The 18,456-nt window shown below is 58.9% G+C and carries 20 protein-coding genes; 10 read left to right on the forward strand and 10 right to left on the reverse strand.

Annotated elements, in window-relative coordinates; all coding sequences use genetic code 11:
• Positions 1 to 7: 7 nt before the first annotated feature.
• Both ilvN and AERO9A_RS08060 read right to left on the reverse strand, forming a co-directional pair.
• Complete coding sequence (ilvN, locus tag AERO9A_RS08055) at positions 8 to 499, reverse strand: acetolactate synthase small subunit (RefSeq protein WP_003243161.1); 492 nt, start codon at positions 497 to 499, stop codon at positions 8 to 10.
• A 2-nt stretch (positions 500 to 501) separates the two neighbouring features.
• On the reverse strand, positions 502 to 2,226 hold the full coding sequence (locus AERO9A_RS08060; RefSeq protein ID WP_159971383.1) for an acetolactate synthase 3 large subunit: 1,725 nt from the start codon (positions 2,224 to 2,226) through the stop codon (positions 502 to 504).
• Between the two features lie 404 nt (positions 2,227 to 2,630).
• Here AERO9A_RS08060 and AERO9A_RS08065 point away from each other — a divergent pair, with 404 nt between their 5' ends.
• Entirely contained in the window at positions 2,631 to 3,065 is a 435-nt protein-coding gene (locus AERO9A_RS08065) for a DUF4124 domain-containing protein (RefSeq protein ID WP_159971384.1), read from the forward strand.
• A gap of 9 nt (positions 3,066 to 3,074) precedes the next feature.
• Here AERO9A_RS08065 and AERO9A_RS08070 read toward each other — a convergent pair whose 3' ends face one another.
• Genes AERO9A_RS08070 through mrcB form a run of 3 tightly spaced genes read right to left on the reverse strand, consistent with a single transcriptional unit; the run spans position 3,075 to position 6,458 of the window.
• A complete protein-coding gene (locus AERO9A_RS08070; protein ID WP_159971385.1) occupies positions 3,075 to 3,401 on the reverse strand; it encodes a YqcC family protein in 327 nt (108 codons plus the stop codon).
• Complete coding sequence (locus AERO9A_RS08075; RefSeq protein ID WP_178111109.1) at positions 3,401 to 4,099, reverse strand: tetratricopeptide repeat protein; 699 nt, start codon at positions 4,097 to 4,099, stop codon at positions 3,401 to 3,403. Before AERO9A_RS08075 ends, AERO9A_RS08070 begins: the two co-directional genes overlap by 1 nt.
• 40 nt (positions 4,100 to 4,139) lie before the next feature.
• Entirely contained in the window at positions 4,140 to 6,458 is a 2,319-nt protein-coding gene (gene mrcB / locus AERO9A_RS08080) for a penicillin-binding protein 1B (RefSeq protein WP_159971386.1), read from the reverse strand.
• 114 nt (positions 6,459 to 6,572) lie between these two features.
• On the opposite strand from mrcB, the gene AERO9A_RS08085 reads away from it, so the two are divergent.
• The 6 genes from AERO9A_RS08085 (at position 6,573) to AERO9A_RS08110 (ending at position 10,744) form a co-directional block, all read left to right on the forward strand.
• Positions 6,573 to 8,135: a bifunctional aminoglycoside phosphotransferase/ATP-binding protein gene (locus tag AERO9A_RS08085; RefSeq protein WP_159971387.1), complete on the forward strand. Its 1,563-nt coding sequence runs from the start codon at positions 6,573 to 6,575 to the stop codon at positions 8,133 to 8,135.
• A gap of 94 nt (positions 8,136 to 8,229) precedes the next feature.
• Entirely contained in the window at positions 8,230 to 8,574 is a 345-nt protein-coding gene (locus AERO9A_RS08090; RefSeq protein WP_159971388.1) for a pentapeptide repeat-containing protein, read from the forward strand.
• A gap of 31 nt (positions 8,575 to 8,605) precedes the next feature.
• The gene (locus AERO9A_RS08095) at positions 8,606 to 8,878 is read left to right on the forward strand and encodes a TfoX/Sxy family protein (protein WP_159971389.1); all 273 of its coding nucleotides are present in this window, start codon (positions 8,606 to 8,608) and stop codon (positions 8,876 to 8,878) included.
• 101 nt (positions 8,879 to 8,979) lie between these two features.
• Positions 8,980 to 9,765, forward strand: a complete 786-nt coding sequence (locus AERO9A_RS08100) for a cyclic nucleotide-binding domain-containing protein (protein WP_159971390.1) — start codon at positions 8,980 to 8,982, stop codon at positions 9,763 to 9,765.
• A gap of 405 nt (positions 9,766 to 10,170) precedes the next feature.
• Entirely contained in the window at positions 10,171 to 10,509 is a 339-nt protein-coding gene (locus tag AERO9A_RS08105; protein ID WP_159971391.1) for a Rieske (2Fe-2S) protein, read from the forward strand.
• Positions 10,510 to 10,579: 70 nt separating this feature from the next.
• On the forward strand, positions 10,580 to 10,744 hold the full coding sequence (locus AERO9A_RS08110) for a hypothetical protein (protein WP_178111110.1): 165 nt from the start codon (positions 10,580 to 10,582) through the stop codon (positions 10,742 to 10,744).
• Positions 10,745 to 10,757: 13 nt separating this feature from the next.
• Here the strand turns inward: AERO9A_RS08110 and moaE are convergent, their stop codons facing one another.
• From moaE to AERO9A_RS08135, 5 genes are all read right to left on the reverse strand, one after another.
• Complete coding sequence (moaE, locus tag AERO9A_RS08115) at positions 10,758 to 11,213, reverse strand: molybdopterin synthase catalytic subunit MoaE (RefSeq protein WP_159971392.1); 456 nt, start codon at positions 11,211 to 11,213, stop codon at positions 10,758 to 10,760.
• A gap of 100 nt (positions 11,214 to 11,313) precedes the next feature.
• Entirely contained in the window at positions 11,314 to 11,556 is a 243-nt protein-coding gene (locus tag AERO9A_RS08120) for a MoaD/ThiS family protein (protein WP_159971393.1), read from the reverse strand.
• The gene (moaC, locus tag AERO9A_RS08125) at positions 11,553 to 12,029 is read right to left on the reverse strand and encodes a cyclic pyranopterin monophosphate synthase MoaC (RefSeq protein ID WP_159971394.1); all 477 of its coding nucleotides are present in this window, start codon (positions 12,027 to 12,029) and stop codon (positions 11,553 to 11,555) included. The genes AERO9A_RS08120 and moaC overlap by 4 nt, the downstream gene beginning before the upstream one ends.
• A 206-nt stretch (positions 12,030 to 12,235) precedes the next feature.
• On the reverse strand, positions 12,236 to 13,627 hold the full coding sequence (locus AERO9A_RS08130; protein WP_159971395.1) for a PhoH family protein: 1,392 nt from the start codon (positions 13,625 to 13,627) through the stop codon (positions 12,236 to 12,238).
• Positions 13,620 to 13,922: a hypothetical protein gene (locus AERO9A_RS08135; RefSeq protein ID WP_159971396.1), complete on the reverse strand. Its 303-nt coding sequence runs from the start codon at positions 13,920 to 13,922 to the stop codon at positions 13,620 to 13,622. Before AERO9A_RS08135 ends, AERO9A_RS08130 begins: the two co-directional genes overlap by 8 nt.
• A gap of 228 nt (positions 13,923 to 14,150) precedes the next feature.
• Between AERO9A_RS08135 and yaaA the strand changes: the two genes are divergently transcribed.
• The 3 genes from yaaA (at position 14,151) to alg8 (ending at position 18,449) form a co-directional block, all read left to right on the forward strand.
• The gene (gene yaaA, locus AERO9A_RS08140; RefSeq protein WP_159971397.1) at positions 14,151 to 14,930 is read left to right on the forward strand and encodes a peroxide stress protein YaaA; all 780 of its coding nucleotides are present in this window, start codon (positions 14,151 to 14,153) and stop codon (positions 14,928 to 14,930) included.
• 681 nt (positions 14,931 to 15,611) lie between these two features.
• The gene (algD, locus tag AERO9A_RS08145; RefSeq protein WP_159971398.1) at positions 15,612 to 16,922 is read left to right on the forward strand and encodes a GDP-mannose 6-dehydrogenase; all 1,311 of its coding nucleotides are present in this window, start codon (positions 15,612 to 15,614) and stop codon (positions 16,920 to 16,922) included.
• 45 nt (positions 16,923 to 16,967) lie between these two features.
• Positions 16,968 to 18,449, forward strand: coding sequence for a mannuronan synthase (gene alg8, locus AERO9A_RS08150; RefSeq protein ID WP_159971399.1), 1,482 nt, complete (start codon positions 16,968 to 16,970; stop codon positions 18,447 to 18,449).
• Positions 18,450 to 18,456: the final 7 nt, after the last annotated feature.

Genomic DNA, 18,456 nt, shown 5'->3' on the forward strand with positions numbered 1-18,456 from the left:
ACAGCAATCAGATACTCAGTACCTTGTCACCACGGGCAATACCAGTGACACCACTGCGCACGGTTTCCAGGATCGACGCAGTGCCGATGGCCTGGATGAAGCTGTCCAGTTTGTCGCTGGTACCGGTCAGTTGCACGGTGTAGACGCTGCTGGTCACGTCCACGATCTGGCCGCGGAAGATGTCAGTGGTGCGCTTGACCTCGGCGCGCTGGGCGCCGGTGGCCTTGATCTTCACCAACATCAGCTCGCGCTCGATATGAGCGCTTTCCGACAGGTTGACCAGCTTGACCACCTCGACCAGCTTGTTGAGGTTCTTGGTGATCTGCTCGATTACCTCATCATGACCAACCGTGGTCAGGGTCAGACGCGACAGCGTCGGATCCTCGGTCGGCGCAACAGTGAGGCTTTCGATGTTGTAGTTACGCTGGGAGAACAGACCGACCACGCGGGACAGTGCGCCCGGCTCGTTTTCCAGCAACAGGGAAATAATGTGTCGCATGGTCAGGTACGCTCCGTCTTGCTCAGCCACATGTCACGCATCGCGCCATCACGAATCTGCATCGGATAGACGTGCTCACTGGTATCCACGGCGATATCGAGGAACACCAGACGGTTCTTCATCGCGAAGGCCTCTTCGAGACCCGGCTTGAGATCCTTGAGTTCGGTGATACGCATACCCAAATGCCCGTAGGCTTCGGCCAGCTTGACGAAGTCAGGCAGCGACTCCATGTAGGAGTGCGAGTAACGGCTGCTGTACTGCATGTCCTGCCACTGACGCACCATACCGAGCACGCCGTTGTTCAGGTTGATGATCTTCACCGGCAGGTCGTACTGCAGGCAGGTCGACATCTCCTGAATGTTCATCTGGATGCTGCCTTCACCGGTCACGCACGCCACGTCGGCATCCGGGAAGTTCATCTTGACGCCCATCGCGGCGGGGAAGCCAAAGCCCATGGTGCCCAAGCCACCGGAGTTGATCCAGCGATTGGGTTTATTGAAGCGGTAATACTGCGCGGCAAACATCTGGTGCTGACCAACGTCGGAAGTGACGAAAGCATCGCCCTTGGTCACTTCGCACAGGGTCTCGATCACCATTTGCGGCTTGATGATCGAACCGTCACCCTCGTTATAGGGGAACAAACGACCACCGCCACGCCACTCGTCGATCTGCTTCCACCAACTGGCGACGGTTTCCTTGCTCGGGGTTTCGCCGATTTCCTTGAGGATGGCGACCATTTCGGTCAGCACGCTGTCCACCGGGCCAACGATCGGAATGTCGGCCTTGATGGTCTTGGAGATCGAAGCCGGGTCGATGTCGATATGAATGATCTTGGCGTTCGGGCAGAACTTGGCCGCACCGTTGATCACCCGATCATCGAAGCGCGCGCCGACGGCCAGGATCACGTCAGCATGGTGCATCGCCAGGTTGGCGGTGTAGCTGCCGTGCATGCCGAGCATGCCGAGGAACTGGCGATCGGTACCCGGATAACCGCCCAGCCCCATCAGGGTGTTGGTCACCGGCAGGTTGAGCATCTGCGCCAGCTCAGTCAAAGGAGCCGAGGCATTGCCCATGATCACGCCGCCGCCGGAATACATCACCGGACGCTTGGCGGCCAGGAGCATTTCGGCTGCTTTACGAATCTGCCCGGAGTGGCCGCGTACGGCCGGGCTGTAGGAGCGCAGCTTGACCTTCTTCGGATAGACGTACTCGAACTTCTGGGTCGGATCGCCCATGTCCTTCGGAATGTCGACCACGACCGGGCCGGGGCGGCCGGATTCAGCGAGATAGAAGGCTTTTTTCAATACGTCAGGAATTTCCGACGGATGCTTGATGATGAAGCTGTGCTTCACGATCGGACGGGAAATACCGACCATGTCGGTTTCCTGAAAGGCATCAGTACCCACCATGGTGCTCGGCACCTGGCCGGAAATCACCACCATGGGGATCGAGTCCATATAGGCAGTGGCGATACCCGTAATGGCATTAGTCGCGCCCGGGCCGGATGTAACCAATACGACACCGGCCTTACCGGTAGCGCGGGCGTAGCCGTCAGCCATGTGGGTCGCGGCCTGCTCGTGACGAACCAGAACGTGAGTCAGTTCCGGCTCTTTGAACAGGGCATCATAGATATGCAGGAGGGCACCACCCGGGTACCCGTAGATGTACTTAACGCCTTCGTCACGCAGGAAGCGGACGACCATTTCAGCGCCAGATAAGAGCTCCACGTTTTTCACCTCTTGAACGCCAGTGTGCCACCCGACAGACGAGCGGCCCTTTAAGTAGGTCTTACTGTCAGCGGACATGCACGACGGTGATCGTGGATTCGGAACATCAGCTTGACGAGTAACGGAGCAGCCCATGGTCTTGCGGGGCTGACCCTCCCAGCGCGAGGTAACGCGTTGCGGGTGTCACGGTTCGGCACGGATAGCGCCTCTTTTGCACCGAGCTGGAGGACGCTTGCGGCGGACTCCACTACAGTGGAATGGGCGATTGTTCGGGTTAGCCGCAATCAAGTCAAGAGATAAGCGGCTTAATCTCCATCTGCGCTTGTGACACAGCGCAGGATGAACATTCACCGCTTTTGGTTATAGTAACCAGCAGTCCCGCGGCTCTCTAGAAAGGAAACAGCATGCGCCACACGATCCTCACTGGCACTTTGTTGCTCGCGTTGAGCACCTCCACCATCGCCAGCCAGGTCTACAAATGGGTGGATGACAAGGGCGTCACCCACTTTGGCGCGCAGCCACCACAGGGGCAGGACGCCACTACCATCAACACGGCCACCCCGCCGCCTCGCTCGCCCCCCCCCCCGCCAGCGCCCAAAGCACCGTCGGACGACGCTCAACAGAAAGCAATTGATGAGAAGGTCAAGAATCAGGTCGCCAGGAAGGAGGCTGAGCGCAAAAAATACTGCGAAAGCGCTCGCACCAACCTCGCACAGTTGGAAAACAACCCTCGCGTGCGAATCGAGGGCGATAACGGTGAGCTGCGGCGCATAGGTGAAGACGAACGCCAGCAACGCATCACCGACCTGAAAAAGTCTATCGACGAAACATGCCGCTAAGCGCGCCGATCAGGCGCGCGTTAGCAAACGGTCGAAACGCCCCAACAATTCGAGCAATCCACGCACATTGACGGATTGCTCGCGATAAGCCATCTCAGCCATAGCCTGGATGCCAGATACAGCGGGCAGCGACCTATCACTCTCCAACAGCATTTTCATTCTTGGCAGCAGAATCCACTGCAGCCACTGCTCAAATGCCAGAGTATCGACACAGAAAGGTGTCTGACTGGCCAGCGCCTCGGCGCTTGGCGCCTCAGCTTGCCACCAGCCTAACTGGCGTAGTTCACGCTCGATCAAGAGCAGCAGATCGGCAATCTGAGGGGCACGCTCATCCATTACAGACTGACTCGCGCCTGTTCACGCGCCTGCGCAGCGCCCGCGGCATCACCTTGGCGCTCACGCGCTTGTGCAATGAGATTCCATAGACTGGCCTGCAGTGCCGGGCGCCCCGACGCATAGGTCAGACCACGCCGCGCGAACTGCTCGGCCTGCGCCGCATCGCCCTGAGCCAGACGCACCTCGGCCAACCGATAGAGCACCTGCGGCTCACGTGGAGCGATACGTTGGGCACGTTCGAGACTGGAAGAGGCGCCATTAAGGTCACCGCCGCCCTGCTGCTGCTGCGCTGTGGTCAGCAACGCCAGCACCGGGCCATCCAGTTGCTCGTCGGCGGCGAGGCCACCACCACTGGGGATGCCGCTAGGCGCACCGGGAGCCGGAGACGAAGAGAAACCACCTTGACCGCTGCTCACCGGCGGCTCGTCAAAGGTCAGCCCGCCACTGGAAGGTGCGGCTTGCGGCCCGGTCTGTAGCGGCGACGAAACGGCGCCTTGCGGCACCATCACCACCACCCCGGAATCTTCTTCAACCTGCTGCCGCTGGGCTGCTGCAGGTGTAGGTGCACTGGCTCCGGCGATACTGCCAGCCGACAGCGGCGTACCGGCATCAACGACAGGAATCGAGCCACGCGGCACCGTACTACAGCCTGCCAGAGCCGTCGTTGTCAGCAGAGCGACAAGCCACTTCTTGTTCACATCCAATCCTCTTCAATAAGGGTGAAAACAGCCTGCCCGATCATTGCAGCCAACCACGCACCCAGTCCATCACCGAGTCGGCTGGTGCCTGAATGCCACAACCAGAGCCAGGCGCAGGCTCACTGCCGCGAATATAAGGCATCTGCACTGCATTCGGGCAGCCGGAAGCCGATCCCAGCCCAGTTGTTCGATCGACCCAAGCCATCGTCACGTTATCGGGCATCGGCATGTCCAAGGGCAAGGGGTCTGCCTTGCGCATGAAACCGGTCCAGACTTGCAGCGCACCGGTCGCCCCCGTCAGGGGAGTCGGCCCATTGTCATCGCGACCGAGCCAAACCACCGCTAGCAGGTCCTGACTGAAACCTGCGAACCAGCTATCGCGTGAGTCGTTACTGGTACCGGTCTTACCGGCCAGATTTAGCGATCTAGGAAGCTGGTTGTACACCGAGCTACCAGTGCCTTCGCTCATCGTGCGTTGCATGGCGTTCTGCACGAGATAGATGGCACCCGGGTCGAAACGCTGCTGGATCTTGAAGGGGTAGCGTCCCAGCGGCTGACCGTCAGAAGTCAGCACACTGCGAATCCCACGCAGCGGCGTGTTGAAACCTCCATTGGCCAAGGTCTGATACATGTCCGCGACCTCCATCGGACTTAGCGCACCAGCACCAAGCAACATCGACGGATAGGCAGGCCAATCGCGCTTCATTCCAAGGCGCTGCAGCGTCTTGAGAATATTGGGAACGCCGATTTCCAGACCGAGCTTGGCCGTGGACAGGTTGTAGGAATGAGCCAAGCCTTGATACAGATAAATGGAGCCATGCGCCTTGCGGTCATAATTCTGTGGCGTCCAGACCTGACCGTCCTGCCCCTTGATCGAGAAAGGTTCATCCTCAAGCCAACTGGTCAGCGTGTACTGGCTCGGACGCTCCAGCGCTGACAGATAGATGGCTGGCTTGACCAACGAACCGATAGGACGCACGGCATCGAGAGCTCGGTTGAAGCCGGCGAAGCGCGGCTGTCGACTGCCGATCAGCGCCTGAATCTCACCAGTTTCGGGATTGGTCACGACCATACCCGCCTGCACTTCATCCACGCCCTTGCGCCCAGCCAGACGCTTGAGCGACTCGGCGAGGGCCTCTTCGGCCTTGAGCTGCAGGATGGGGTCGAAGCTGGTGAAAATGCGCAGACCTTCCTCGGTCAGATCTTCTTCACGATAGTCTTCACGCAATTGGCGCTTGACCAGATCGAGGAAAGCCGGGAAGGAGCTGTCGGCCATGCTGCCACGCTGCGTCACACCCAAAGGTTTTTGCTTGGCAGCGGCGGCCTCTTCCGGCGTGATCGAGCCCTGTTCGGCGAGCAGATCGAGCACCAGATTACGACGCGTCATGGCCCGTTCAGGGTTGCGCCGTGGATTGAAGTAGGTCGGTCCCTTGACCATCCCGACCAACAGCGCGACCTGCTCAAGCTTGAGCTCGGCAATCGGCTGACTGAAGAAATACTGGCTGGCCAGGCCGAATCCATGGATCGCACGCTGGCCGTCCTGGCCGAGGAAGACCTCGTTGAGGTACGCCTCAAGAATCTCGCGCTTGTCGTAGTGCAGTTCGAGCAGCACCGCCATCATGGCCTCGGTGGCCTTACGCAGCAGGGTGCGCTCGTTGGTCAGATAGAAGTTCTTAACTAGCTGCTGGGTCAGGGTACTGCCGCCTTGCACCATCCGACCGGAAGTCGCATTGACCCAAATAGCACGAGCAATGCCCTTGGGCGAAACCCCAAAGTGGTCAAAGAAATCACGATCTTCAACGGCGACCAAGGCATCGATCAGATAGGCCGGCACCTGATCAATCTTGATCAGAATGCGATCTTCCTGGTGCGCCGGATACAGACCGCCGATCAGCATGGGTTCGAGCCGCGCCACCGCCAGATTACCCCCGCCGCCCTGATTCAGGCCCGCGACATAATCACCGGAGAAGCGCACACGGATTTGCCGCGCCGGCTCAGCCCCCTCGTAAAACTGAAAGCCGCGGCTGTACATATCAATTGAGTTACCCGAGACCGCAACGGCCCCCGGACCGTTGGCGCTACTTTCGCGGCGATAACCCAACGCATCGAGCTCGCGCAGGAAATCGTCCTTACTCAGCTTCTGTCCAACGAATAGCTCCAGCGGCCTGGCATATACCTTGGCAGGCACAGTCCAGCGCTTACCGGAGAACTTCTCTTGCACCACTGCATCAAGGTACACAGCGAAGCCGGCGAGAATAACCAAACCGACGAGACCAAGCTTGAAGCCCCAGGCGAGCCAGGGCCGAATGCCGGAAGAGCGGGTTTTCTTGTTTGAGCGGGGGGAGCGTTTTCGAGTCATGGCGGGATTATACGCACTTTGCACGGGGGCCAGCAGGGCTGGCCGAATGGTTTGCATGGCCGTTCACAGCGGCCATAATGCCCAGCTCGAACAGCGTAAAGACAAGGAACGAACGTGAGCCAAAGCCTGATTGCCGCGCTACAGAACCCAGCCCTCTATCCACACCCGGTGGAAGAGTTTCGCGTGATTGAGACACACATTTCCTGGGTTTTGCTCACTGGCTCTTACGCCTACAAGATCAAAAAACCTGTGAACTTTGGTTTTCTCGACTTCACCGAGCTCTCGGCACGCGAACATTTTTGCGCTGAAGAGCTGCGTCTGAATCAGCGTCTGACAGACGATCTTTACCTGGAAGTGCTGCCTATTTGTGGCAGCGAGCAGGCTCCGAGCCTGGGCGGTGAAGGCCCAGTCATCGAATATGCCCTTAAGATGCGCCAGTTTCCGCAGGATCAACTGCTCAGCGCCATCCAACAGCGCGGTGAGCTGGATGAGCGGCATATCGATGCGCTCGCCGACCAGATCGCGCGCTTTCACCTGAGCGCACCGCAGGTCGCCCAGGATCACTCGTTGGGTACTCCGCAAGCGGTGATGGCACCGGTGCAGCAAAATTTCGACCAGATCCGCCCGATGCTCAGCGACAAGCCTGATCTGCAGCAACTCGATGCGCTTGAAGCCTGGGCACAGACCAGCTACGAACGCCTACAACCACTACTGGCCGAACGCAAGGCACAAGGCTTCATCCGCGAATGCCATGGTGACATCCACCTGGGTAACGTCGCGCAGATCGACGGCCAGGTCGTGCTGTTCGACTGCATCGAATTCAACGAGCCGTTTCGCCTGATCGATGTCGCCTCGGACGCCGCCTTCCTGGCGATGGATCTCGAGGACCGCGGGCTCAAGTGCATGGCCCGTCGCTTCATCAGTTCCTGGCTGGAACAAACCGGTGACTACCAAAGCCTGGAACTGCTGAACTTCTACAAGGCCTACCGCGCCATGGTGCGTGGCAAAGTCAGCCTGTTCCGCCTGGGTCAGGAACAGGACCCGGTTCAACGAGCGGTGATTATGCGCCAGTACCGCGCCTACGCCGCATTGGCAGAAAGCTACAGCGCCATCCCAACACCCTTCCTGGCCATCACCCATGGCGTATCCGCCGTAGGCAAGAGCCATGTCGCCATGCGTCTGGTCGAGGCTCTGGGCGCCATTCGTGTGCGCTCGGACGTCGAGCGCAAACGCCTGCTCGGCGAACAGGACTCGGCCCATACGGGCCAGTTGCAGAGCGGTATCTACAGCGCAGAAGCCAGCCAAGCGACCTACGAGCGCCTGCATCAACTGGCGCGCGAGGTACTGCACGCAGGTTTCCCGGTGGTCATCGACGCGACCTATCTCAAGGCATCGCAGCGCCAGGCGGCCTGCCAGGCAGCCGAGGAAAGCGGCGCACCCTTCCTCATCCTCGACTGCCACGCACCGGACGCCGTCATTGCGAGCTGGCTGACTCAGCGTCAAAGCGAAGGACGCGATCCATCCGACGCAACGATGGCCGTCATCGAGGCGCAACAGGCAGCGCGTGAGCCCCTGGATGCCGAGGAGCAGCGACATAGCGGGCGAGTGGATACACACGAGAGCGCCAGCCTGGACAGCCTCATCGAGCGTATCCGGCAAAAGCTGCCGGGCATCTGACGCATCGCCGCCTAGCCGCTTCACTGGCGCTGCGTACCGGGCAAAGTACGCAGCGCCTTCTATACTTGCGGTGACCCCGTCACCGGTACTTGCCATGAGCCAGCCACGTCAGCTTGACCATCCGCTCTACCGCCTGCTGCACAACGATGACATCAAGGGCTTCAATGCGCAGAAGCCCAAGGGTGGCGAAGTCGATCTTTCCGGTGGTGACTTCCGCGGTCTTGACCTGCGCAACATGGACACCGAAGGCGTCAACTTCACCGACGCCTACTTCCGCGGCACAGATTTACGCGGCCTGGACTTACGCAACGCCCAGATAGAAGGGGCAAGCCTAGCCCACGCCCAGATTTCCGGCACCTATTTTCCTGTCGAACTGAGCGCAGACGAGATCCTCATGTCGGTAAACTTCGGCACACGCCTGCGCTATCGCACCAAGTGACGTGATATGCACCGCCCAGCACAGAGGCGCCATGAAAGACGAACTGCAGTGCCTGAAAAACCTCGGTAAAACGTCAGCTCAATGGCTTCATGCCGTCGGCATACATAATGCCAGCGACCTGCGCCGTTACGGCGCTGTTGGGGCCTATCAAGCGGTACGCGCGCGAGGCTTTCGCGCCTCGAAAGTGCTGCTATACGCCATCGAAGGCGCACTTCTCGATGTGCACTGGAGCGAACTACCCAACACCCACAAGGCCGAACTCAACGAGCGCCTAGAGGCAATCTCGCCAAACAACAGGAGGTAGCTCACAACCCACACATAGGAAGATTGCCGCCACAAGCACTACAGCCTATTGTTTCAGGGACGTTCGTACGTTCAGCCCAGCCAGTTCAAGGAATTACGGTCATGTATTTACTCGGGGAGCAACCGGCCTACGCCGATCAGCTGATCAACCGCCTGCAGAGCATCCCCGCTCAACTACTGGAGGGTCTGAATCCCATCGGTGAGCCCTTGCACCTAAACCGTGTGGATGACCTGAGCCAAGCGCTGCCGAGCAACCAATTGTTCATTATTGAGAGCGGCCTACTGCACGCGGTAGTCGAAGAGCGCCCCTTGTTCTACCTGCAAGAAGGTGATCTGGTGGGGTTACGCCAGGGCATCGAATTACCCAGTTGCCGTTACAGCAGCGAAGAACCCATCAGCCTGATTCCCTATTCGCGCAGCGATGTGTTCCAACACATCCATGCCAGTGAACAACGCCAAGAACAGTTCATCCACTATCTGATCGGCCACACCGCCCTACTCTCCGACGCCCTGGCACGCCTAAAACAACCGGAGATCCGCCCTGCCACTGGCTTCCAGCATTTCGCCACGGGCGAAGAGCTGATTCATCAGGGTGACGACGCAGATCATGTCTTCATCATCATCGAAGGCCATGCCGAGGCCTATGTTGACGGGCAGAAGGTCGGTGACGTGCAGAAAGACGAAATTTTCGGAGCTATGGCGGTCTTCACCCGGGAAAAACGCAGCGCCACCGTAGTCGCCAGCGAGCCCTGCACAGTGATGGTGATACCAAAAGAACAGTTCCTCAGCCTGATGCAGAGCAACCCGCGCATTGCCCATAGCCTGATCGAGAGCATGGCACGTCGTATCGACCTTCTGAACAAGGAAGTCACCCAACTGCGCAACTGAGTAACGCGCCAAGGCAGAAAATCGGTACCTGCCTTGGCGCTATGAGAAATATTCTCAAAAACCCATTGACACCAGAATGATAATTGTTATTATTATCACAACTGGTCGCGAGATCAGTCGATAAGCTAAAGAGACCATTCAGTCGGACTCTTCAGATTATCTCCTCATCAGGCTAATCACGGTTATTGACCCGGCTCTTGCCGGGTCTTTTTTTTGCCCATGAGATTCTCATGGCTGGCTCAACGCCTGAAGCAGCCAGCCGCTCCGTCCCCACAGCACGTGCCGACGATAACCAGCCAATCGCGCTCGAAATACCATCCCTACATTGGACGTAAGAGCAAGCTACCTGGCTGGCTGCCCATCGCCGAACTGCGCGATAATCGCCCTTCAGCCAAGGAGGCCACGATGATTCGCTTATGCTCCCCGAGCGAGCTGGCCGAAGGTCAGAGCCGGGGTTTTCTCGTCGATTCGCTCGCCCTGTTTCTCGTCCGCAAGGAGGGTACGGTGTATGCCTATCGCAATCGTTGCCCACACAGAGGCATCAACCTGCACTGGCAAACCGATGTATTTCTCGACGACAGCGCCAGCCTGATTCGCTGCGCAACCCATGGCGCGCTGTTTCTCATCGACTCCGGCGAGTGCGTGGCAGGCCCCTGTGCCGGACAGGTGCTACAGGCACTACCATGCCAGGAGGACGCCCAAGGCATTTGGTTAATGCCACTTGATCAGACCAACGAATATTGAGCCTAATCAGCCCCACCTGTCAGACCCGCGACTAGACTCAAATCAGGGTCACTGAGCGGGAGGCAAGGCAATGGAACACTATCACTTGATGTTGGCGTTGCTGATCGGCGGCTTCCTGCTGCTGGGCGTCGGCTTCAATTTCCGAGATAACGAATGGGGCGTTCGAGCGCTAGGCATCGGCGTGATAATGCTGCTGGCGCCAATTGCCTTACGCGTGCATCTGGCACTGACCTAACCACCAGCGCCCCTCAATCACGCAGCCAGCGCTGCGCAGCGTCCTGATCGCTATGTCGGCCCTCGACCCAGCGCGGGCCTTCGGCGGTATCTTCCTTCTTCCAGAACGGCGCGCGCGTCTTCAGGTAATCCATGACGAAGTTGCAGGTATCGAACGCGGCCTGCCGATGAGCACTGCTTGTGCCAACGAAAACGATAGGCTCGCCTGGCTCCAGGCGGCCGACACGGTGGATGATTTCGATGCCCAACAGCGGCCAGCGCTCACGCGCCTCATCGGCGATTTTGGCCAGCGCTTTTTCGGTCATGCCAGGGAAGTGTTCGAGGAACATGCCACCTACATCACGACCGTCGTTGAAGTCGCGCACGTAGCCGACGAAGGTGACCACCGCGCCAATGCCGAGGTTGGCGGCATGCAGGGCGTTGAGCTCGATGCCGGGATCGAAGGGTTGGTTTTGGACGCGGATGGTCATGAGGGTGTCTCGTTTGATGGGGCGTTTTCAGAGGCGGTTTGGCGGGCTGAAACGGAGCGCAGCCCGGCCCACCCTACGCTCCTCTACAGCTAGATCAGCGTCAGCCACCGGTGACGGTGGGGAAGAAGGCAACTTCATCGCCCTCAGCCAGCGGCTCGTCGAGGCTGCACAGCTCCTGATTGCGTGCACACATCAGGTTTTGCTCACCCAGCACGTCCCACTCGCCACCACGGGCGAGCAGATGCAAACGTAGATCATCAAGGGTGGCGAAGTCGCCGCTGACTTGTTCGTCGTCGCGCCCCAGGGCCTCACGGTAGCGGGCGAAATACTGCACGCGGATCATGCGGGCTCCTCCAGCTTGTAGTGACCACTCTTACCGCCAAGTTTTTCCAGCAGGCGCACGTGCTCGATGACCATGCCGCGATCCACAGCCTTGCACATGTCATAAATGGTCAGCGCGGCGATACTGGCGGCAGTCAGCGCCTCCATTTCAACACCGGTTTGCCCGGACAGTTTGCAACGCGCGGTAATGTGCACCGTGTCGTCGCCTTCAGCGCTCAGTTCGACCTTGACCCCAGTGAGCATCAGCGGGTGGCACAGGGGGATCAGATCGCTGGTTTTTTTCGCTGCCTGAATACCGGCGATGCGCGCCACGGCGAACACATCGCCCTTGGGATGCTCGCCTGCGACGATCATCTGCAAAGTCGCAGGCAGCATACGAACCCGCGCTTCGGCGGTGGCCTCACGGAAGGTGGTCGCCTTGTCGGTGACGTCGACCATATGCGCGCGGCCTTGGGAATCGAGGTGAGTTAGCACGGGGAAGCTCCTGGCGGGAATCGGACGATTGTAGCAATAGCAGGCGGCAGGCAGCAGTCTCGTAGCCCGGATGCAATCCGGGAGTTTGGGGAGCCAAGCGCCCCGGGATTGCATCCGGGCTACAGGCTGAAAACGAAAACCCGGAGCCTGCAAAGGCTCCGGGTCTTGTTCGCTTTTACTTGTAGCTTGAGGCTTGCAGCTTGTCGCTACATATGGCTTTCCGCGTACTCCGCCAGGATCGAGCGCGGCACCCCTTGCAGGGTGATATGCACGCCGTGCGGGAAGTCCTTGAAGCGCTCGGTGAGGTAAGTCAGCCCCGAGCTGGGTGCCGACAGGTACGGCGTATCGATCTGCGCCAGGTTGCCCAGGCACACCACCTTCGAGCCGTTGCCGGCACGGGTGATGATGGTCTTCATCTGGTGTGGGGTGAGGTTCTGACACTCATCAATGAGGATCAGGCTCTGCTGGAAGCTGCGCCCGCGAATGTAGTTGAGCGACTTAAATTGCAACGGCACCTTCTGCAGGATGTAGTCGACGCTGCCATGGGTGCTCTCGTCATCCATATGCAGGGCCTCAAGGTTATCGGTGATGGCGCCGAGCCAGGGCTCCATCTTTTCAGCCTCCGTGCCAGGCAAGAAGCCAATCTCCTGATCCAGCCCCTGCACGCTGCGGGTGGCGATGATACGCCGGTAGCGCTTGCTGACCATGGTTTGCTCAATGGCCGCGGCCAGCGCCAGGATGGTTTTCCCCGAACCGGCGGCGCCAGACAGGTTGACCAGGTGGATGTCTGGGTCGAGCAGCGCGAACAGCGCCAGCGCCTGATGAATGTCGCGCGGTTTCAGGCCCCAGGCTTCCTGATGCAACAACGGCTCCTGATGCATGTCGAGGATCACCAGCTCCTCGCCCTTGATCGCCTTGATCCAGCCGACGAAGCCTTGCTCATCGAGGATGAACTCATTGACGTGCACGGCTGGCAGGTTGTCGGTGAGCTGCACGCGATGCCAGGTGCGGCCATGATCCTGACGCGTCTCGACCTTGCTCACACGATCCCAGAAAGAGCCCGGTAAGTCGTGGTAGCCCTTGGACAACAGCGAGACATCATCCACCAACTGGTCGGTATGGTAGTCCTCGGCATCGATACCGCAGGCACGCGCCTTCAGGCGCATGTTGATGTCCTTGGTCACCAGCACTACAGACAAACCAGGGTTACGCGACTTCAGCTCCACCAACTGGTTGATGATCTTGTTGTCGTTGAGGGTTTCCGGCAGCCAAGTAACAGGTGCCGCGCTCTTGCTCATGAGAATGGACAGGCGCCCGCAAGGGCCGCTCTTGCCACGTTGGATGGGAACACCGTGCTCGACATCTTCGGGCTCGGCACCGGCGAGGATCTGATCGATCAGGCGGATTGCCTGGCGGCATTCGGCAGCGACACCGAGCTTGCCGGACTTCAGTTTGTCGAGCTCCTCCAGCACTGTCATCGGGATAGCAACGTGGTGTTCTTCGAAGTTCAGTAAGGCGTTGGGATCGTGGATCAGGACATTGGTGTCGAGGGCGTAGAGGGTTGGGGCGGTAGGCTTGCAGCGTCCGTGGTCATCCATACTCGGTCACCTTCTTGTCGTAGCCGGGCGACGCAATACCTGAGCGGTGCTGCGCCGGACAGAGGCCGCCGACTCTCAGCGCCGGGGCTGAATAGATGCAAGCAAGGTGAGGGCCAATGGCCGCCACCTGTTTGCAGGTTTCGGCGGTCTTGCTTTTTAGATACTCCAAAAAAGATGACAGGCAAAAGAACTTTTCAGCTTTTTGAACTTTATTTTTCTCATCGACGAATAGCGCTTGGCGCTCCTTCGAGAGCCCGTTACAGTCCGAAGTCCTACCTGCTGTGTTTCGTTTCACTCCCCGCCCCCACTTGCAGCACACCGCGCCAATCGAGTGCAGAGCTGTCCGTCATTTTCTCGAATCTGCAGGCGACCGGACATCGTAGAATGGGTAGAGCAGCGCGAAACCAGGCTAGATGTTTTCGCGAGCAGAGCTTGCTCCTACACCTTGCTCAATCACATCGATAGGTGGTCTTGCCGGTCCCCCGACTCTAGAATCGCCATCACGTTTTCTGGAGAGCTGCCCATGCTGATGGTGATTTCACCGGCCAAGACCCTCGACTACGAGACGCCACCGGCCACCCCACACTTCACCCAACCCGAACACCTAGACCACGCCCAGGAGCTGATCGCCCAATTGCGCGATTTCAGTCCGGCGCAAATCGCCGATCTAATGGGGCTATCGGACAAACTCGCCGGTCTCAACGCAGCACGTTTCGGCAGTTGGCACCCCCCGTTCACCCCTGCCAACGCCAAACAGGCACTGCTGGCGTTCAAAGGCGATGTCTATACCGGGCTCAATGCCGAGGACTTTTCCGAGGACGACTTCGATTTCGCGCAATCACACCTGCGCATGCTGTCAGGGCTATACGGCGTGCTGCGCCCGCTGGATCTGATGCAGGCCTACCGCCTGGAGATGGGCACCAAGCTGGCCAACCCTCGCGGTAAGGATCTGTATGCGTTCTGGGGCGAGCGCATCAGCGGCTGGCTAAACGAAGCCCTGGCCGCTCAAGGCGATGACGTGCTGCTCAACCTGGCGTCCAACGAATACTTCGGTGCAGTCAAGCGCAAGGCACTGAACGCACGCATCATCGACACCGAATTCAAGGATCTGAAGAACGGCCAGTACAAAATCATCAGCTTCTATGCCAAGAAGGCCCGAGGCCTGATGGCGCGCTACGTGATCAAGGAGCGTCTGAGCAATGCTGAAGGCCTGAAGGACTTCAGCTACCAGGGCTACCGCTACTCGGCTGAGCACTCCAAGGAAAACAGCCTGGTATTCCTGCGCGATCACCCCGACGACTGACTTTCCACACTGCGCCATGGGTGTCTGGGCAGGCCAATGATGACCTTGCCTGGACACCACTGAGCCACGCTACGCCCCACTGCAGCCCGCCCCAAAGCCCATGTGCCCCCCGCCAGAACCCGCACTGTTTCACACTTCCGAATTGAACTTTGCAAACAGCGAACTTATTCGAAAGCACTTCATCGGATAACTGCCAGATGCATTAATTCGGCATGTGCCATCATGCAATTTGCAAACTGCCATCATGCAATTTGCAAACTGCTATCAATGTACTGGCAAGTAGCGTTCAGCCTCAGTTCAGCATTTTTACGAACGGCTGGAACTATCCCGTAACGCGCACACTCATACAGCGCACACAGTGATTGCTTATGGCCTTGATCGCACTGCATCAACTGCAACATCACCGTGCGCCAATAAGGGTCCATTCAATCTAACTTCCACTGTGCACAGGGAGACACAGCAACACTTTAGATGAATAAACAGCCAGTCCCCATGCGGGCTACAGAAACAATACTTCAAGGGCCACGCTTTATATAAGGCCCATTTCCGGTGCTCTTTCCAGCACCACACTCTACTTATGCCTAAACGAACTTGCCGCTTTATTGCAATGCACGTTCAGGGACTCGCTTTGGCCCAATATGGCTAACTTTTAAATTGCTTCAAACGGACGAGGTGAAAACCATGCGAATCAGTATCTTCGGTTTGGGTTATGTGGGCGCTGTTTGTGCCGGTTGTTTGTCGGCCCGCGGCCATGACGTAATCGGTGTGGATATATCCGCGAACAAGATCGACCTGATCAATAAAGGTAAGTCGCCTATCGTTGAGCCGGGCCTGGAAGAGTTGCTGCAGCAAGGCCTGCGCCAGGGTCGCCTGCGTGGTACTACCGATGTTGCCGCAGCCGTTCTGGAAAGCGATGTTTCGTTCATCTGCGTCGGCACGCCGAGCAAGAAGAACGGTGACCTGGAACTGAACTACATCGAAGGCGTTTGCCGCGAAATCGGCATGGCCATGCGCGACAAGAAAGAGCGTCACACCGTCGTGGTACGCAGCACAGTGCTGCCAGGCACCGCCAAGAACGTGGTACTGCCGATTCTCGAAGACTGCTCGGGCAAGAAGGCCGGCGTCGATTTCGGTCTGGCGGTGAACCCAGAGTTCCTGCGCGAAAGCACCGCGATCAAGGATTACGACTTCCCACCGATGACCGTCATCGGTGAGCTGGACAAGGCCTCCGGCGACCTGCTGGAAAGCATCTACAGCGAGCTGGACGCGCCGATCATCCGCAAAGACATCGAAGTCGCCGAGATGATCAAGTACACCTGCAACGTCTGGCACGCGGCCAAGGTCACCTTCGCCAATGAAATCGGCAACATCGCCAAAGCCGTCGGCGTCGATGGCCGCGAGGTGATGGACGTGGTCTGCCAGGATCACAAGCTGAACCTGTCCAAGTACTACATGAAGCCCGGCTTCGCCTTTGGCGGCTCCTGCCTACCCAAGGACGTACGCGCCCTGAACTACCGCGCCGGCAGCCTGGACGTGGAAGCGCCGCTGATAGGCTCGCTGATGCGCAGCAACGCCGCCCAGGTGCAGAAAGCCTTCGACATCATCGCCAGCCATGACTCGCGCAAGGTCGCTCTGCTCGGTCTGAGCTTCAAGGCCGGTACCGATGACCTGCGTGAAAGCCCGCAGGTGGAACTGGCGGAAATGCTGATCGGCAAGGGTTTCGACCTGAGCATCTACGACCGCAACGTCGAGTACGCCCGTGTCCATGGCGCCAACAAGGACTACATCGAGTCGAAGATCCCGCACGTCTCCTCGCTGCTCAACAGTGATCTGGATGACGTCGTGGCCAAGGCCGACATCATCGTCCTGGGTAACAGCGACGAGCGTTTCGCCAAGCTGGCAGAACAGGCACCGAACGGTAAGCGCGTGATCGACCTGGTCGGTTTCATGCCCCACGCCAGCAATGGTGTGGCCGAAGGTATCTGCTGGTAAGGACCAAGTGTGCCCGCGCTCTGGCGCGGGCACCGAGAGACGCATATGGATAAGCTCAAGCACGGCCTCAACGAAGCCAGCGGCTGGATGCTCTACCTCAGCTTGCTGATGCTCCTGGCACTGGCTCTACCGCGCACGGTATTCGACCCCGACTCGCGGGATTTCCTCCTGCTCATCGGTATCGTCGGTATCTGGCGTTATTCCATGGGCGCCATGCACTTCGTGCGCGGCTGCCTGTTCCTTTACCTGGTATACCCCTGGTATCGCCGCAAGGTGCAAAAACTCGGCAAGGACGCCGACCCCTCTCATGTTTATCTGATGGTCACCAGCTTCCGTATCGATGCGCTGACCACCGCCATGGTCTACCGCTCGGTAATCCGCGAAGCGATCGACTGCGGTTATCCATGCACGGTGGTCTGCTCGATCGTCGAGCTGTCCGACGAGTTGCTGATCAAGAACCTGTGGAACCAGGCCGAGCCGCCGGCGCACGTCAAGCTGGACATCGTGCGGATTCCTGGCACCGGTAAGCGTGACGGACTGGCCCATGGTTTCCGCGCCATCTCCCGGCAGATGCCGGACCGCGATGCGGTGGTGGCGGTGATCGACGGTGACACCGTGCTCGAAGCAGACGTGGTGAAGAAAACCGTACCCTGGTTCAAGCTCTTCCCCAACGTCGGCGGCCTGACCACCAACGAGTTCTGCGAGGTGCGTGGCAGCTACATCATGAGCGAGTGGCACAAGCTGCGTTTCGCTCAGCGCCACCTCAACATGTGCTCGATGGCGCTCTCCAAACGCGTGTTGACCATGACCGGTCGTATGTCGGTGTTCCGCGCCAGCGTGGTGACCGACCCCGAGTTCATCCGCGACGTGGAAAGCGATCACCTGGAGCACTGGCGCCTCGGGCGTTTCCAGTTCCTCACGGGTGACGACAAGTCCAGTTGGTACAGCCTGATGCGCCTGGGCTACGACACCTTCTACGTGCCGGATGCGGCGATCAACACGGTCGAGCATCCGCCGGAGAAGAGCTTCGTCAAAGCCAGCCGCAAGCTGATGTTCCGCTGGTACGGCAACAACCTGCGGCAGAACTCGCGCGCTCTGCGCCTGGGGATGAATCGCCTCGGTGCCTTCACCAGCCTGGTGCTGTTCGACCAACGCGTATCGATGTGGACCTGCATCCTCGGTCTGTGCGTGGCGATCATCGCCAGCATCAAGTACAGCGTGATGTACCTGTTGATCTACCTGCTGTGGATCGGCACCACACGCCTGATCCTGACCTTCTTGTTGATGCTCTCCGGGCACCGCATCGGCCCGGCCTACCCGGTGCTCCTTTATTACAACCAGATCGTCGGCGCGCTGGTGAAGATCTACGTGTTCTTCCGCCTCGACCAACAGTCCTGGACGCGCCAGAACACCAAGCTCAATCGCGGCCTGTCCAGCTTCGCCAACTGGTTCAACAGTTGGTCGTCACGCGCCATGACTTTCTCTGCTGCCTCTGTATTTATCGCCGCGCTGCTGGCGCTGGTATGACCGTACT

This window comes from Pseudomonas sp. 8Z, from assembly GCF_902506535.1.
Classification (GTDB): domain Bacteria; phylum Pseudomonadota; class Gammaproteobacteria; order Pseudomonadales; family Pseudomonadaceae; genus Aquipseudomonas.

Bases quoted from the DNA above. Each gene is read 5' to 3' on its own strand.
- ilvN (WP_003243161.1), bottom strand. From the start codon at position 499: ATGCGACACATTATTTCCCTGTTGCTGGAAAACGAGCCGGGCGCACTG.
- AERO9A_RS08065 (WP_159971384.1), top strand. From the start codon at position 2,631: ATGCGCCACACGATCCTCACTGGCACTTTGTTGCTCGCGTTGAGCACC.
- AERO9A_RS08070 (WP_159971385.1), bottom strand. From the start codon at position 3,401: ATGGATGAGCGTGCCCCTCAGATTGCCGATCTGCTGCTCTTGATCGAG.
- mrcB (WP_159971386.1), bottom strand. From the start codon at position 6,458: ATGACTCGAAAACGCTCCCCCCGCTCAAACAAGAAAACCCGCTCTTCC.
- AERO9A_RS08090 (WP_159971388.1), top strand. From the start codon at position 8,230: ATGAGCCAGCCACGTCAGCTTGACCATCCGCTCTACCGCCTGCTGCAC.
- AERO9A_RS08095 (WP_159971389.1), top strand. From the start codon at position 8,606: ATGAAAGACGAACTGCAGTGCCTGAAAAACCTCGGTAAAACGTCAGCT.
- AERO9A_RS08100 (WP_159971390.1), top strand. From the start codon at position 8,980: ATGTATTTACTCGGGGAGCAACCGGCCTACGCCGATCAGCTGATCAAC.
- AERO9A_RS08105 (WP_159971391.1), top strand. From the start codon at position 10,171: ATGATTCGCTTATGCTCCCCGAGCGAGCTGGCCGAAGGTCAGAGCCGG.
- AERO9A_RS08110 (WP_178111110.1), top strand. From the start codon at position 10,580: ATGGAACACTATCACTTGATGTTGGCGTTGCTGATCGGCGGCTTCCTG.
- moaE (WP_159971392.1), bottom strand. From the start codon at position 11,213: ATGACCATCCGCGTCCAAAACCAACCCTTCGATCCCGGCATCGAGCTC.
- AERO9A_RS08120 (WP_159971393.1), bottom strand. From the start codon at position 11,556: ATGATCCGCGTGCAGTATTTCGCCCGCTACCGTGAGGCCCTGGGGCGC.
- AERO9A_RS08130 (WP_159971395.1), bottom strand. From the start codon at position 13,627: ATGGATGACCACGGACGCTGCAAGCCTACCGCCCCAACCCTCTACGCC.
- yaaA (WP_159971397.1), top strand. From the start codon at position 14,151: ATGCTGATGGTGATTTCACCGGCCAAGACCCTCGACTACGAGACGCCA.
- algD (WP_159971398.1), top strand. From the start codon at position 15,612: ATGCGAATCAGTATCTTCGGTTTGGGTTATGTGGGCGCTGTTTGTGCC.
- alg8 (WP_159971399.1), top strand. From the start codon at position 16,968: ATGGATAAGCTCAAGCACGGCCTCAACGAAGCCAGCGGCTGGATGCTC.